This is a genomic window from Actinomadura pelletieri DSM 43383 (assembly GCF_003634705.1).
Classification (GTDB): domain Bacteria; phylum Actinomycetota; class Actinomycetes; order Streptosporangiales; family Streptosporangiaceae; genus Spirillospora; species Spirillospora pelletieri.
Genome location: NZ_RBWU01000005.1, coordinates 255266 through 268329, shown reverse-complemented (window position 1 = coordinate 268329; position 13064 = coordinate 255266). Strand labels below are relative to the sequence as shown.

At 72.7% G+C, this 13064-nt stretch carries 14 protein-coding genes; 8 read left to right on the top strand and 6 right to left on the bottom strand.

All coding sequences use genetic code 11. From position 1 onward, the window contains the following. Positions 1-3: 3 nt before the first annotated feature. Both BZB76_RS23070 and BZB76_RS23065 read right to left on the bottom strand, forming a co-directional pair. Positions 4-768 carry an ABC transporter ATP-binding protein gene (locus BZB76_RS23070; RefSeq protein WP_121436497.1) on the bottom strand — a complete coding sequence of 255 codons (765 nt, stop codon included), beginning with the start codon at positions 766-768 and terminating at the stop codon, positions 4-6. A gap of 121 nt (positions 769-889) precedes the next feature. Then, complete coding sequence (locus BZB76_RS23065) at positions 890-1675, bottom strand: enoyl-CoA hydratase-related protein (protein ID WP_121436496.1); 786 nt, start codon at positions 1673-1675, stop codon at positions 890-892. 200 nt (positions 1676-1875) lie between these two features. On the opposite strand from BZB76_RS23065, the gene BZB76_RS23060 reads away from it, so the two are divergent. Together BZB76_RS23060 and BZB76_RS23055 are read left to right on the top strand one after the other, a co-directional pair. Next, positions 1876-2043 (top strand): DUF3117 domain-containing protein, encoded by a 168-nt coding sequence (locus tag BZB76_RS23060; RefSeq protein ID WP_083946426.1) that lies wholly within the window; start codon positions 1876-1878, stop codon positions 2041-2043. 125 nt (positions 2044-2168) lie between these two features. Then, complete coding sequence (locus BZB76_RS23055; protein ID WP_121436495.1) at positions 2169-3629, top strand: leucyl aminopeptidase; 1461 nt, start codon at positions 2169-2171, stop codon at positions 3627-3629. Positions 3630-3712: 83 nt separating this feature from the next. On the opposite strand, the gene BZB76_RS23050 is transcribed toward BZB76_RS23055, so the two are convergent. Further along, a complete protein-coding gene (locus BZB76_RS23050; protein ID WP_121436494.1) occupies positions 3713-4318 on the bottom strand; it encodes an O-methyltransferase in 606 nt (201 codons plus the stop codon). 251 nt (positions 4319-4569) lie between these two features. Between BZB76_RS23050 and sigE the strand changes: the two genes are divergently transcribed. The 5 genes from sigE to BZB76_RS23030 all read left to right on the top strand — a co-directional run bounded on the left by sigE (position 4570) and on the right by BZB76_RS23030 (position 9437). Further along, on the top strand, positions 4570-5265 hold the full coding sequence (sigE, locus tag BZB76_RS23045; RefSeq protein ID WP_246007130.1) for an RNA polymerase sigma factor SigE: 696 nt from the start codon (positions 4570-4572) through the stop codon (positions 5263-5265). Between the two features lie 63 nt (positions 5266-5328). After that, positions 5329-5973 (top strand): anti-sigma factor family protein, encoded by a 645-nt coding sequence (locus BZB76_RS35370; RefSeq protein WP_211343146.1) that lies wholly within the window; start codon positions 5329-5331, stop codon positions 5971-5973. Beyond that, entirely contained in the window at positions 5970-7097 is a 1128-nt protein-coding gene (locus BZB76_RS23040; RefSeq protein ID WP_170180711.1) for a sigma-E factor regulatory protein RseB domain-containing protein, read from the top strand. Before BZB76_RS35370 ends, BZB76_RS23040 begins: the two co-directional genes overlap by 4 nt. Positions 7098-7199: 102 nt before the next feature. Next, complete coding sequence (locus BZB76_RS23035; RefSeq protein ID WP_121436492.1) at positions 7200-8975, top strand: S1C family serine protease; 1776 nt, start codon at positions 7200-7202, stop codon at positions 8973-8975. A 102-nt stretch (positions 8976-9077) separates the two neighbouring features. Beyond that, complete coding sequence (locus BZB76_RS23030) at positions 9078-9437, top strand: sec-independent translocase (RefSeq protein ID WP_121436491.1); 360 nt, start codon at positions 9078-9080, stop codon at positions 9435-9437. A gap of 119 nt (positions 9438-9556) precedes the next feature. On the opposite strand, the gene BZB76_RS23025 is transcribed toward BZB76_RS23030, so the two are convergent. Then, complete coding sequence (locus BZB76_RS23025) at positions 9557-10696, bottom strand: Mrp/NBP35 family ATP-binding protein (RefSeq protein WP_121436490.1); 1140 nt, start codon at positions 10694-10696, stop codon at positions 9557-9559. A 93-nt stretch (positions 10697-10789) separates the two neighbouring features. Here BZB76_RS23025 and BZB76_RS23020 point away from each other — a divergent pair, with 93 nt between their 5' ends. Beyond that, positions 10790-11257 (top strand): MarR family winged helix-turn-helix transcriptional regulator, encoded by a 468-nt coding sequence (locus tag BZB76_RS23020; RefSeq protein ID WP_246007129.1) that lies wholly within the window; start codon positions 10790-10792, stop codon positions 11255-11257. Here the strand turns inward: BZB76_RS23020 and BZB76_RS23015 are convergent. Both BZB76_RS23015 and BZB76_RS23010 read right to left on the bottom strand, forming a co-directional pair. Next, the gene (locus tag BZB76_RS23015) at positions 11254-11733 is read right to left on the bottom strand and encodes a DUF1003 domain-containing protein (protein ID WP_211343173.1); all 480 of its coding nucleotides are present in this window, start codon (positions 11731-11733) and stop codon (positions 11254-11256) included. The genes BZB76_RS23020 and BZB76_RS23015 overlap by 4 nt on opposite strands. Positions 11734-11747: 14 nt before the next feature. Then, positions 11748-13052 carry a magnesium transporter MgtE N-terminal domain-containing protein gene (locus BZB76_RS23010; RefSeq protein ID WP_121436876.1) on the bottom strand — a complete coding sequence of 435 codons (1305 nt, stop codon included), beginning with the start codon at positions 13050-13052 and terminating at the stop codon, positions 11748-11750. Positions 13053-13064 lie beyond the last annotated feature (12 nt).

The window sequence follows — 13064 nt, the reverse complement described above, 5'->3', positions numbered from 1 at the left end:
CGGCTAGCCCTCCATCCGCCGCATGGCGGCGTGGACCTGGTCGATGGTGGGGGAGTGCAGCTCCTGGACGATCATCCCGTCGGCGAGGAACAGCACCCGGTCGGCGTGCGCGGCGGCCGCCGGGTCATGCGTCACCATGATCACCGTCTGCCGGTAGTGGTTTACGGCGGTGCGCAGGAAGCCGAGCACCTCGGCGCCCGACCGCGAGTCGAGGTTGCCGGTCGGCTCGTCGGCGAACAGCACCTCCGGCCGGGTCAGCAGCGCCCGCGCCACCGCGACCCGCTGCTGCTGCCCGCCCGACATCTCGCTCGGCCGGTGTCCCAGCCGGTGCCGCAGGCCGAGCGCGTCCACGATCGTGTCGAACCACTGCCGGTCGGCCCGCCGGTTCCCGAGCCGTCCGGTGAGCCGGATGTTCTCCTCGGCGGTCAGCATCGGCAGCAGGTTGAACGACTGGAACACGAACCCGAGCCGGTCGCGGCGCAGCTTCGTCAACGCCGTCCGGGAGAGCTTGGTGATGTCCACGTCGCCGATCAGGATCGACCCGGACGACACCGTGTCCAGGCCCGCCATGCAGTGCAAAAACGTCGACTTCCCGGACCCGGACGGTCCCATGATCGCCGTGAACCGCCCGCGGGGGAACGTCGCGGAGACACCGCGCAACGCGGTCACCGCGTTGTCGCCCGACCCGTACGACTTCACGACGTCTCGGGCCACGGCGACATGGTCGTGGGCGAGCGAGGCAGGGGGCACGGCGGTTGAGTACGTCATGCTCTCAAGCAAACCGCCGGTGACCCTTCGACCACACTGGCGCACACTCCCCGGTCGCAGGTAGGGAAGGCCCCACCTGAGCCGCGGAGGAGTCCATGAGCGGGGGCGGACGCGCGAGCCGCTAGCGGCCTTCGAAGGTGGGCTGTCGCTTGTTCAGGAACGCCTCGGTGGCGCCTCGGTGGTCGGCGGTGCGCTCGCACTCGTCCTGGAGTTCCGCCTCGCGTTCGAGGGCGGCGGCCAGGTCGTGGGTCGCCGCGAAGTCGAGCGCCGCCTTGATCGCGCCGTAGGCGAACGTCGGTCCGGTGGCGAGCCGCCGGGCCAGCTCCACCGCCGCCGGGGCCAGCTCGTCGGCCGCCACCATCCGGTTCACCAGGCCCAGCTCCAGCGCCCGCGCCGCCGTGACCGGCTCGCCGAGCAGCAGCAGCTCGGCGGCCCTGGCGCGGCCGACCAGCCGCTGCAACGTCCATGACATGCCGCTGTCGGGCGCGAGACCGATCCCGGTGAACGCCGTCGCGAACCGGGCCCGGTCGGACGCGACGATCAGGTCGCACGCGAACGCCAGCGACGCGCCCGCGCCCGCCGCGACGCCGTTCACCGCCGCCACCACCGGTTTGCGCATCCCCGCGAGGGCCAGCACGATCGGGTTGTAGTGGTCGCGGACGGTGCCGTCCAGACCCTTGCCCGCGGCGAGGTTGTCGGCGTGCTCGCGCAGATCCTGACCGGCGCAGAACGCCCGGCCCGCGCCCGTGAGGATCACCGCGCGGGCCGCCGGATCGGCCGCCGCCCGCACCACCGTCGCGCGCAGCAGCTCCTTCATCCGGACCGTCAGCGCGTTCATCCCGTCCGGGCGGTTGAGTGTGATCGTCCCCACGCCGTCCGTCACGTCGTACAGCACGGTCTCGGTCATAGTGTTCCTTCCGCTCCGGCTCCCGAAGATCTTCCCATCTGCCGTTCATGCCCCCGGGTTCCGTTCTGGAGGCTGATCGTTACCACTTCGCGCCCGGAAGACGAGATAATGGACCACTACTGATGACGCGGATGCGACACGCGGCCACGCGGCCAACGGTGTGCGGCGGCCGCGGCCCTAACGCAGGAAGGGGATAACGCATGGCGGCGATGAAGCCGCGGACGGGAGACGGTCCGCTCGAAGTGACCAAGGAGGGACGCGGAATCGTCATGCGGGTCCCCCTCGAAGGCGGTGGCCGTCTCGTGGTCGAGCTCTCCGCCGACGAGGCCAAGGAACTCGGCGAGGCCCTCAAGGGCGTCGTGGGCTGACCGGCTCCGCCGCTCCCGCTTGTTGGTGACGGTCCCGGCGACTTCGCCGGGGCCCTTGCCATTCTCGCCCGCCGAATTCCGTACCGCCGCCAATTCCGCACCGACCGACTGGGGGATCCGCCGCCATGCCCATCGAGACCCGCGTTCACGGCGCGGGCGGCACCGTGTCGCAGACCGCGGCGGAGCTCGACGCCGAGGTCGTCGCCGTGCCCGTGCCGTCCGGACCGGTCGCGCCCGCGGCCGAGGTGGCCGCCTCGCTGCCGTTCACGCTGGACGAGCTGCTGGAGCTGCACCGGGCCAAGGGCGAACCGGGCGAGATCACCGCGACCCAGGTGCGGGTCGGTGACCGGATGCGGGAGTTGCTGCTGTACGGGGTGGGCGACGCGGCCCCGGCCGACCTGCGCAAGGCCGGCGCCGCGCTGGCCCGCCGCGGCCGGGGCCGCACGGCCCTGGTCGCGGGTGTGCCCGCCGGCGACCTCGCGGCGTTCGTCGAGGGCGCCCTGCTCGCCGCCTACGAGTTCAGGATCGGCGCGCCGTCCGCGAAGAAGCCCCTCGGCACGCTCGCCGTCCTCACCGAGGCCGGTCCGGACGCGGACGCGCCCGCCATCGAACTCGGCACCGCGCGGGCCCGCGCGACCGCCCTGGCCCGCGACCTCGCCAACACCCCGTCCCGGGAGAAGGACCCGGCCTGGCTCGCCGCGCGGGCCGAGCGGGTCGCCGCCGACTCCGGCCTCACCGTCCGCGTGCGGGGCGAGAAGGAACTGGTCGAGGAGGGCTTCGGGGGCATCGTCGCGGTCGGCGGCGGCTCGTCCCGACCGCCCCGGCTGATCGAGCTGTCCTACCGGCCGGACGGGCCCGCCGACCGGCACGTCGTCCTCGTCGGGAAGGGCATCACGTTCGACAGCGGCGGACTGTCGCTGAAGCCGAACGACGGAATGAAGACGATGAAGACCGACATGGCGGGCGGCGCGGTCGTGCTCGCCGTGATGGGCGCGCTGCGCGACCTCGGTGTCCGCGCCCGTGTCACCGGGCTCGTCGCGGCGGCGGAGAACATGCCGTCCGGGTCGTCCATGCGTCCCGGCGACGTCATCGTCCACCACGGCGGGAAGACGTCGGAGGTGCTGAACACCGACGCCGAGGGACGGCTCGTCCTCGCCGACGCGCTCGCCTACGCCGACGCCGAACTGGACCCCGACGTGGTCGTGGACGTGGCGACGCTGACCGGCGCCGCGAAGGTCGCGCTGGGCCTGCGGCACGCGGCGCTGTTCGCCAACGACGACGCGGTCGCCGGCGCGCTCACCGCCGCGGGTACCGCCGCGGGCGAGCCGGTGTGGCGGCTGCCGCTCGTCGACGACTACCGGGCCGCGATCGACTCCGACGTCGCCGACATCAACAACATCGGGCGCGGCGGCTACGGCGGCGGCGCCATCACCGCCGCGCTGTTCCTGCGCGAGTTCGTCGGCGACCGCCCCTGGGCCCACCTGGACATCGCCGGACCGGGCCGCGCCACCGCCGACGACGCCGAACTCACCCGCGGCGCGACCGGCTTCGGCGCCCGCCTGCTGCTGTCCTGGCTGACCGCCTGACGGGCCCGCCTGACGACCCTGCCCGACGACACCGCCTGACGACACCGCCTGACGACCGTGCCTGACGAGCGTGGGCGGCGGGCTCAGCCGTCGCGCTTCACCGCGCACAGCAGCCCGTCGCCGACCGGGACCAGCAGCGGGACGAGCCGGTCGTCCTCGCGGACCGTCCGGTGCACCTCCCGGATCGCCTCCGTCTCCGGGTCGCGCCGGTCGGAGGCGGCGACCTGACCGCCCCACAGCGCGTTGTCGAACGCGACGACGCCGCCCGGCCGCAGCAGCCGCAGCGCGTCCGCCAGATACTCGGGGTACTCGCGTTTCTGCGCGTCGCAGAACACCATGTCGTACGCGCCGTCGGTGAGTCGCGGCAGCACCTCAAGCGCGGGGCCGGCGATCATCCGGGTGCGGAAGGACCCGAGACCTGCCTCCCGGTAGGCCTGCTTCGCCAGCCGCTGATGCTCGGGCTCGATGTCCACGCTCGTCAGCACCGCGTCCTTCGGCATGCCGCGCATCAGCCAGATGCCGGACACGCCGCAGCCGGAGCCGACCTCCACGACCGTCCGGGCGCCGAGCAACGTCGCGAGGAAACGCAGCGCCGCGCCGCCCGCCGGTGAGATCGGCGTCGCGCCGACCTCGGCGCCGCGGCGCCTGGCGTTCAGGAGCGGCTCGTCTTCGGGGAGGAACTCCTCCACATAGGCCAGAGTGGCCTGATCGGCGTCGATGGCTGCCTCCTCGCGGGACCCCCGCCTGGCTCATGCTGGAAAGACCATATCGCTGACAGGGAACCGACCGGCGTTTCAGCGCGTTGTAGCCGGTGAAGGAACCCGTCATGCGCGGGTTGAACCAACGAGAACCGAGTCGGTCCAGAACCGCCCCAGCCCAGGCGAGACCGTGCCGTTCCAAGGCGAGACCTTGGCTCACGAGAGAGGAACAGCCCGGCACCATGGGAGTCGCAGCACTCAGTTTCAGAAGCGCTGTGGGGGTCGGCCCCAGGCAGGGGTTGGGTAGCGCCGCGCGGACCCGCGAGAACGCCCCCGAGGCCGAATGGGCGCCGCCGTCGTGGGACGAGGTCGTCCGGGAGCACTCCGGGCGCGTCTACCGACTCGCGTACCGCCTGACCGGCAACCAGCACGACGCCGAGGACCTCACCCAGGAAGTGTTTGTCCGCGTCTTCCGTTCGCTGTCGAGCTACACGCCGGGGACGTTCGAGGGCTGGCTGCACCGGATCACCACGAACCTGTTCCTCGACATGGCGCGGCGCCGCCAGCGCATCCGCTTCGAGGGCCTCGCCGACGACGCGGCCGAACGCCTCCAGGGGCGCGAACCGACCCCCGCGCAGGCGTTCGACGACAGCAACTTCGACGCCGACGTCCAGGCCGCGCTCGACGCGCTGGCCCCCGAGTACCGCGCGGCCGTCGTGCTGTGCGACATCGAGGGCCTGTCGTACGAGGAGATCTCCGCGACGCTCGGCGTCAAGCTCGGCACCGTGCGCAGCCGCATCCACCGGGGGCGGGCCCAGCTGCGCGCCGCGCTGGAGCACCGCGCGCCGACACGGCGCCGCCCCGGCACGCGCAACGATTTCCAGATCGCGGAGACCGCCACGGCGGGCGGCGCCATGCCGCAGCCGGAGGGCGTGTAAGGCTGTGCTCACCGCGCGGTACGGGACCGCGCGGACGAAACAGGACGGAAAGACGGAGGCCGCGTGAGTTGTCTGGGGGAGCGTCTGACCGCTCTGGTCGACGGTGAGCTGGGCCACGAGGAGCGCGACCGCGCACTCGCCCATCTCGCGTGCTGCGACCGGTGCAGGTCCGAGGTCGCCTCGCTGCGCATGCTCAAGGGGCGGCTGCGGGAGCTTTCGGAGCACCCGCTCCGCGACGACGGCGCCGACGACCTCCCGTCCGGCGACTTCCTGTCCAGACTGCTCTCCATGCCGACGTCCGCCGCGTCTTCGGCTTCCGGCGACGTCGTGACCGAACCGGCCGCCGGGCCTCTTGGGAGCGCTCCGGCGCCCGACTCCCCGTGGCCGCCGCGCTCGCCCGTCCGGCAGGCCCGCCCGGCCCGCCCGCTCAGATCATCGCCGGTCGCCCGCCCGCGCGACACCCGTCCCGCCGGACGCGCCGTCGCGTTGCAGGTCCAGCCCCGTCGCCGCTACCTGGTGATGGGCGCCGCGACCCTGTTCCTCGGGCTCGGCGCCGCCTCCTACGCGGTCGGCGGCGACGATGCGCCGACCATCAGCCCGGCGTTCGACAAGCACGCCGTGCAGCACGCGCTGACGTCCGGCGACGCGCCCGTGACCGACCCGCTCACCGACCCGGTGAACCAGGTCCAGGTCTCCCCGGGACCGTGATCGCGCAGACCGTGACCCGTCCGGGACGGCGCAGATCCGTCCTGGTGTGCGGGCTCGCGGGGCTGCTCGCCCTCGCCGCGGCGCTGTCCGGTGACCCGACGACCACCCGCCGCGTCCGCAGCGACCCCGGCGCCGTGGGCCTGCTCCGCGCCGCCGCCGACGCCGCCCGCCGCGTCCCGTACGAGGGCAGGCGGTTCCTCACGACCTGGACCCGCGGCCGGGCCAGCACGTTCAGCGCCGCGGTGTCCCACACCCCGGGCGACGGCGTCCGCTACGGCTCCGGGACGGGCGGCATCGGGCCCGCCCACGCCGTCCAGGACACCACCGCCATCGCCCAGGCGCCGCTCGACCTGCTGACCCGCAACTACTCGGTGACTCACGCGGCCGACGCGCAGGTCTGCGACCGGCGCGCCCGCGTCGTCGAGGCGCGCCGCGAGGACGGCAGTCCCGCCGGACGGTTCTGGGTCGACGCCGAGACCGGGCTGATGCTGCGCCGCGAACTGATCGACGCCACCGGCCGCCGCGTGGTCGCCGCCGGATTCAGTGAGATCAGCTACACCGTGCCGGCGCGGGAACCCGCGCCCTACGGTCTCGACACGCCGCGCGGCGCCCCGCACGGCGTTCCCCGCGGCGGCACCGCCCGGCTGCCCGGCCTCGCCGAGACGACGAGTACCGCCGGCGGCGCGACCGTGTGGGACGACCGGCTGGACCGTGCCGAACTCGCCGGGCTCCGCGACCGTGGCTGGCCCGTCCCGCAGAACCTGCCGGGGCGCTTCAGCCTCCACGACGCGCGCCGCGACAGCGTCGGCGGCACCGTCCAGCTCAGGTACTCCGACGGCCTCGCCGCCGTCTCCGTCTTCGTGCAGCGCGGCAGCCTCGACGAACGCGGCATGACCGGCTGGCAGCGGGCCGTCCGGCACGGGCGGACGGTGTTCCGCCGCGAGTCCCTGTGGCGCTGGGCGGTGTCGTCGGGCGACGGGTACGTGTACACGGTCCTGACCGCCGCGCCGCAGGGCACGGCCGACATGGTCGCCGCGAGCCTGCCCTACGACACCACCTCGTTCTGGACGCGCGTGTCCCGTGGCGCCCGAAGACTGCTGTCCACGGTGAACCCCTTCGACTGATCCGCGGGATGATCACGGTGTTCGGAGGTCTTATGCTCGCCACATGCCGTGCGCGGCACGATGAGCAACGATGACGAGGACCTGCTCGGTAGGAGAGATGGGATGACGGAAGACAACCGCGGTCCGGTCGGGGCTCGTACGGAGGACGACGATCTCGTCCCCGACCCCGAGCGGCAGGAGGCGGCTCCTCCCGAGACGGTGACCGACCAGGAGATCCCGCTGGACGAGGCCACGGACGCGTCCGAGCCGGAGTCCGACCACGACCCCGCCCCCGAGACCGGCGATCCGGAGCCCGAGAGCGGTGACCGGCTGGTCGCGGGCGGGTTCGCGCCGCCGGACTCCTTCGGGGGCCCGCCCGACACCAGCGAGGACGTGCTCCGCAACGACGTCGCCGCCGACATGGGCCCGCGGGAGGTGCCGTTGCAGGACGCGTCGCCCCGGGACATGCCGCAGCCGCCGCCCGTGCCGCTCGACAAGCCCATCGCCGACGCGCCCGGCGACCGGCAGCGGCCCGGGTTCGTTCCGTACGATCAGGACCCGAGGGCCGCGCACCCGCAGCCGTACGGCGGCGGTTGGGCGCGCGAGTCCCACCAGCCCCACCAGTCCCACCAGGGCCCGCCGCCCGCGCCGGGCGGCCCGCCGATGGGCCCGCCGCCCGCGCCGATGGGCCCACCGCCGCCCGGCGGCCCCCGCCCGATGGGCGGTTTCGGGATGCCGCCCGGCGGCGGTCCGAACTGGGCGCCCGTACCCGCGCTCCCGTCGTCGTCGCGCGGCGGCCCCGGCCTGGGGCTGTTCGCGGTGATCGCGTTGATCGTCGCGCTGGTGGCGGGCGCGGTCGGCGCCGGGGTCGGCGTCATCGCGACCGACGACGGTGGTGACGACGGCGGCTCGGTGAGCCTCGGCGGTGGCGGCGGAAGCGGCGGCGAGGTGCAGTCCCGCCCGCCGGACTCGGTCGCGGGCGTGGCGCAGCGCGTGCTGCCGAGCGTCGTGTCGATCCGGGTGCGGTCCGCGCAGTCCGAGGTCGGCGGCACCGGCTTCATCGTCAACGGCGGCTACGTCATCACCAACAACCACGTCGTGGACGGTGCCGGCGGCGGCCAGATCCAGGTCGTGTTCAACGACAAGAAGGCGCTGCCCGCGTCCGTCAAGGGCGTCGACAAGAGCTCGGACCTCGCCGTCCTGAAGCCCGAGGGCGCGCACTCGTTGCCCGCGCTGGCCCTCGGCGACTCCAGCAAGATCGCCGTCGGCGACCCGGTGATCGCGATCGGTTCCCCGCTCGGCCTCCAGGGTTCGGTCACCACCGGCATCGTCAGCTCCTTGAACCGCGCCGTGCCCACCGGCGGCGAGGGCGGTTCCGACCTGTCCTACCTGAACGCGATCCAGACCGACGCGGCGATCAACCCCGGCAACTCGGGGGGGCCGCTGGTGGACAGCAGGGGCCGCGTGATCGGCATCAACACCGCCATCGCCACGCTCGGCGGGCGGGGGCTCGGCGGCCAGCCGCAGAGCGGCAGCATCGGCCTCGGCTTCGCGATCCCGATCAACCAGGGCAAGCGGGTCGCCGAGGAGATCATCAGGGCGGGCACCGTGCGGCAGGCCAAGCTCGGTGTGCTGCCCGATCCGGAGTTCCAGGACGGCGGTGCCCGCATCATGCCGAGAGGCGTCAACGGGCAGGACCCGGTGACCAAGGGCGGCCCGGCCGACAAGGCGGGCCTGAAGCCCGGCGACGTGATCACGGCGATCGACAGCCGGCCGATCGAGGACGCCACCGACCTGATCGCGCAGATCCGCAGCCGGGCCCCCGGCGACCGGGTCAAGGTCACGTTCCGCCGCGGCGCCCAGGAGAGCACCGTCGAGGTGACGCTGGGCTCCGACTGATCAGGCAGAGATGTTCATGTCCGGGTGATCCGGGCTGGGGATACGCTGGGGGGACCGGCCCGATCGCGGGGCCGGTCCCCTGCGGCGGCTTGTGGAGGACGTGTGTTCGACGTCGGACTCGGTGAGATGGCGGTCCTCGTCGTCCTTGCCCTGGTCATCTTCGGGGACAAGCTGCCCCAGGTCGCCGGGCAGGCAGGCCGGATGCTGCGGCAGTTCCGCGAGATGGCCAACTCGGCCAAGGCGGACCTTCAGGAGGGGCTAGGCCCGGAGTTCAAGGACTTCGACATCGCCGACCTCAACCCGAAGACGTTCGTCCGCAAGCACCTGTTCGAGGACGACGATCCGCTGAACGGCAAGGGCGGCCTCTTCGACGACGAACCGTCCTTCGCGACGACGACGTCCCGCGCCAAGTCCCAACTCGCCAACGGCGAACGCCCCCCTTTCGACCCCGAAGCCACCTGACACCCCGGCCCGAGGGCTTGTAGCGGGCTTCGACCAGATCGCGAAGGATGCGGCGTTCGCATATCGCGGTCAGGGTCGCGGGCCGTCAGGCGAGCGGCCCTGACCGCGATTCAACGGACTCAGCGGCGCTTGGGGGCGATGCCCAACGACATTCCGGCGAGGCCGCGGCTGCGGCTCGCGAGGTCGTCGGCGATGGTGCGCAGTTCCTTGGCGGCGCCCGCGTCGGGGTCGGACAGCACCAGCGGGACGCCGCTGTCGCCGCCCTCGCGCAGCCGCGGGTCGATCTGCACCTGGCCGAGCAGCGGAACGCGGGTGCCGAGCGTCCTCGTCAGCGCGTCCGCGACGCGCGTGCCGCCGCCCTCGCCGAAGATGTGCTGCCGCTCCCCGCAGTGCGGGCAGGTCAGATACGACATGTTCTCGATCACGCCGACGACCTGCTGATGGGTCTGCGCGGAGATCGCTCCGGCGCGTTCGGCGACCTCCGCGGCGGCCTGCTGCGGGGTGGTGACCACGAGGATCTCCGCGGACGGCAGCAGCTGCGCCACCGAGATCGCGATGTCGCCGGTGCCGGGCGGCAGGTCCATGAGGAGGAAGTCGAGGTCACCCCAGTAGACGTCGGCGAGGAACTGTTGCAGCGCCCGGTGCAGCATGGGACCGCGCCAAACGACGGGCTGGTTACCGGCGGTGAACATGCCGACGGAGATCACCTTCACGTCATGCGCGGACGGCGGCATGATCATGTCCTGGACCTTGGTGGGCGGGCTGTCCACGCCCAGCATCCGCGGCACCGAGTGGCCGTAGATGTCGGCGTCCACCACGCCGACCTTGCGGCCCTGCGCGGCGAGCGCGGCGGCCAGGTTCACGGTGACCGACGACTTGCCGACACCGCCCTTGCCGCTCGCCACCGCGTACACGCGGGTCAGCGAGTTCGGCTTGGCGAACGGGATCTCCTTGGCCGGTTCACCGCCGCGCAGCCTGGTCTGGAGGTCCTTGCGCTGCTGTTCGCTCATCACGTCCAGCTCGACCTGGACGCCGGTGACGCCGTCCAGCTTCGACACGGCGTCCTTGACGCTGCGGGTGATCGTGTCCTTCATCGGACATCCCGCGACGGTCAGGTACACCCCGACGCGGACGGCGCCGTCCGCGGCGATGTCGATGTCCTTGACCATGTCGAGCTCGGTGATGGGCTTGCGGATCTCCGGGTCGATCACCGTGGCCAGCGCCGCGGTCACCTGCTCGGTCGTCAACTGGGAGGCCATGTCCCCATGGTATGGACCACGCGGCGCTCCTCGCCAACCAGGGTGTCCCGGGTTCGTCACACCGGCGGCGGCGGGGCCGTACGATGTCGGTCCGTGACACGCAGCACCCTCTCGGCCACCGAGCTGACCGTCTGGCGCACCCTGCTCCGCGCCGAGGCGCGGATCTCCCGACGGCTCCAGGCCGATCTGCTGGACCGCCACGACCTCGCGCTCGGCGCCTACGACGTCCTGACGCACCTCGGCGAAGCCCCGTGCGGGCGGCTTCGCATGAACGACCTCGCCGACCGTGTCCTGCTGTCGCGCAGCGGCCTGACCAGGCTCGTCGACCGGCTTCAGGGGGAGGGGCTCGTCGACCGGCAGACGTGCACGAGCGACGCGCGCGGCCTGTACGCCGTGCTCACCCCCGCGGGCCGGGAGCGCCTGGCCGAGGCCACCCCGACCTACCGGCAGGGCGTCCGCGACGCCATGCTCGGCGCGCTGGACGAACCCGACCTGCGCGCCCTCGGCGCCCTGCTGGGCAGGCTCGCCGACGAACCGGAGCCCGTTCGGCCGCAGGTCTAGCGGGGGCCGTCCTTGCCGTCCAACTCCTTCAAGATCTGTTGGAGTTCGGAGCGGAGGAAGTCGCGGGTGACGACCTCGCTCAGCGCCACCCGCAGCCCGGCGATCTCCCGCGTCAGGTACTCGGTGTCGGCGATGTTGCGTTCGTTCCGCGACCGGTCCTGCTCGTACTGGACGCGGTCACGGTCGTCCTGCCGGTTCTGCGCGAGCAGGATCAGCGGCGCGGCGTAGGACGCCTGGAGCGACAGCATCAACGTCAGAAAGATGAACGGGTACGGGTCGAACTTCAGGTACGACGGCGCCAGCATGTTCCACCCGATCCACACGGTGACGAACGCCGTCATGTAGACGAGGAACCGGGCGGTGCCGAGGAACCGCGCGATCCGTTCCGACAGCCGCCCGAACGAGTCCGGGTCGTAGTGGACGCGCGGCACGAACGTCCGCCGGATCTCCCTCGGCTGGTCGAGGCGTGCGGTCATCTGGCGTGTCGTCGTCACCTGTCCCCCCGGAGAGCCTCTTCTTCGGGATCGCGTTCCATGATCTCGGTCGCGCCGGCGTCCATGACGGCCTCCCGCCAGTCCTCGGGAAGCAGATGGTCGAGGACGTCGTCGATGGTCACCGCGCCGAGCAGATGCCCGTTCTCGTCCACGACGGCGCCCGCGACGAGGTTGTAGGTGGCCAGGAACATCGCGACGGCCTCCAGCGACATGGTGGGCCGCAGCGGGTCGAGTTCGGCGTCGACGATGCCGCTGACCAGCGTCGGCGGCGGCTCACGCAGCAGCTTCTGGAAGTGCACCGTGCCGAGGTAGCGGCCGGTGGGCGTCGCGGTCGGCGGCCGGCACACGTACACCTGCGCCGCCAGCGCCGGGTTCAGGTCGGGGCGGCGGATCAGCGCCAGCGCCTCCGCGACCGTCGCGTCCGGCGCGACGATCACCGGCGCGGTCGTCATCAGCCCGCCCGCGGACTGGTCGGGGTAGGTCAGCAGCCGCCGCACCGGCGCCGCGTCGCGCGGCTCCATCAGCATCAGCAGCTGTTCGCGCTGCTCGGTGGGCAGGTCGCCGAGCAGGTCGGCCGCGTCGTCGGGGCCCATGGCCTCCAGGACGTCGGCGGCCCGGTCCACGCCGAGCTTGCCGAGGATCTCGATCTGGTCGTCCTCGGGCAGCTCCTCCAGGATGTCGGCGAGCCGCTCGTCGTCGAGCGCGACCGCGACCTCCGCGCGCCGCTTCTCCGGCAGTTCGTGGACGATGTTCGCCAGGTCGGCGGCCTTCATCCGTTCGAACGCGGCGATGAGCCCCGCCGCGCCCTGCCCGTGCTCGACGGCGGAGAACCCCTCCACGTCGTCCCAGTCCACGACGAGGCTCTCCCCGCGTTTGCGGAATCCACGCCCCGTCCGGCGGCGGACGGCGACCTTGTTGACCAGCCAGTCGCGGGTCCGGGTCGGTTCCATCGCCACGTCGACGACGGACACCGGCTCCCCGGCCTCGCCGAACCGGACCGTTCGGTCCAGCAGCTCCGCGATCACGAGCGTCTCCGACTCGCGTTTCTGGAACCGCCGCATGTTCAGGCGCCCGTCGAAGACGACGGCGTCCGCCTCGATCATCGTCACCCGGGTGATCGGCAGGAACACGGTGCGGCGGGACGCGACCTCGACCACCAGCCCGAGCACCCGCGGCGGCCGTGGCGCGAGCCGCATCGCGACCACGACGTCCCGGACCCTGCCGACCTGGTCTCCGGCGGGGTCGAACACCGCGATGCCAGCGAGCCGGGCGATGAACACCCGTGTCGGCGCTCCGCTCATGAACCGGACACT

Excerpts from the sequence above, each read along its gene's own strand:
- BZB76_RS23035 (WP_121436492.1), top strand. The coding sequence starts at position 7,200 with ATGACGGAAGACAACCGCGGTCCGGTCGGGGCTCGTACGGAGGACGAC.
- sigE (WP_246007130.1), top strand. The coding sequence starts at position 4,570 with ATGGGAGTCGCAGCACTCAGTTTCAGAAGCGCTGTGGGGGTCGGCCCC.
- BZB76_RS23010 (WP_121436876.1), bottom strand. The coding sequence starts at position 13,052 with ATGAGCGGAGCGCCGACACGGGTGTTCATCGCCCGGCTCGCTGGCATC.
- BZB76_RS23070 (WP_121436497.1), bottom strand. The coding sequence starts at position 768 with ATGACGTACTCAACCGCCGTGCCCCCTGCCTCGCTCGCCCACGACCAT.
- BZB76_RS23015 (WP_211343173.1), bottom strand. The coding sequence starts at position 11,733 with ATGACCGCACGCCTCGACCAGCCGAGGGAGATCCGGCGGACGTTCGTG.
- BZB76_RS23060 (WP_083946426.1), top strand. The coding sequence starts at position 1,876 with ATGGCGGCGATGAAGCCGCGGACGGGAGACGGTCCGCTCGAAGTGACC.
- BZB76_RS23055 (WP_121436495.1), top strand. The coding sequence starts at position 2,169 with ATGCCCATCGAGACCCGCGTTCACGGCGCGGGCGGCACCGTGTCGCAG.
- BZB76_RS23025 (WP_121436490.1), bottom strand. The coding sequence starts at position 10,696 with ATGGCCTCCCAGTTGACGACCGAGCAGGTGACCGCGGCGCTGGCCACG.
- BZB76_RS23065 (WP_121436496.1), bottom strand. The coding sequence starts at position 1,675 with ATGACCGAGACCGTGCTGTACGACGTGACGGACGGCGTGGGGACGATC.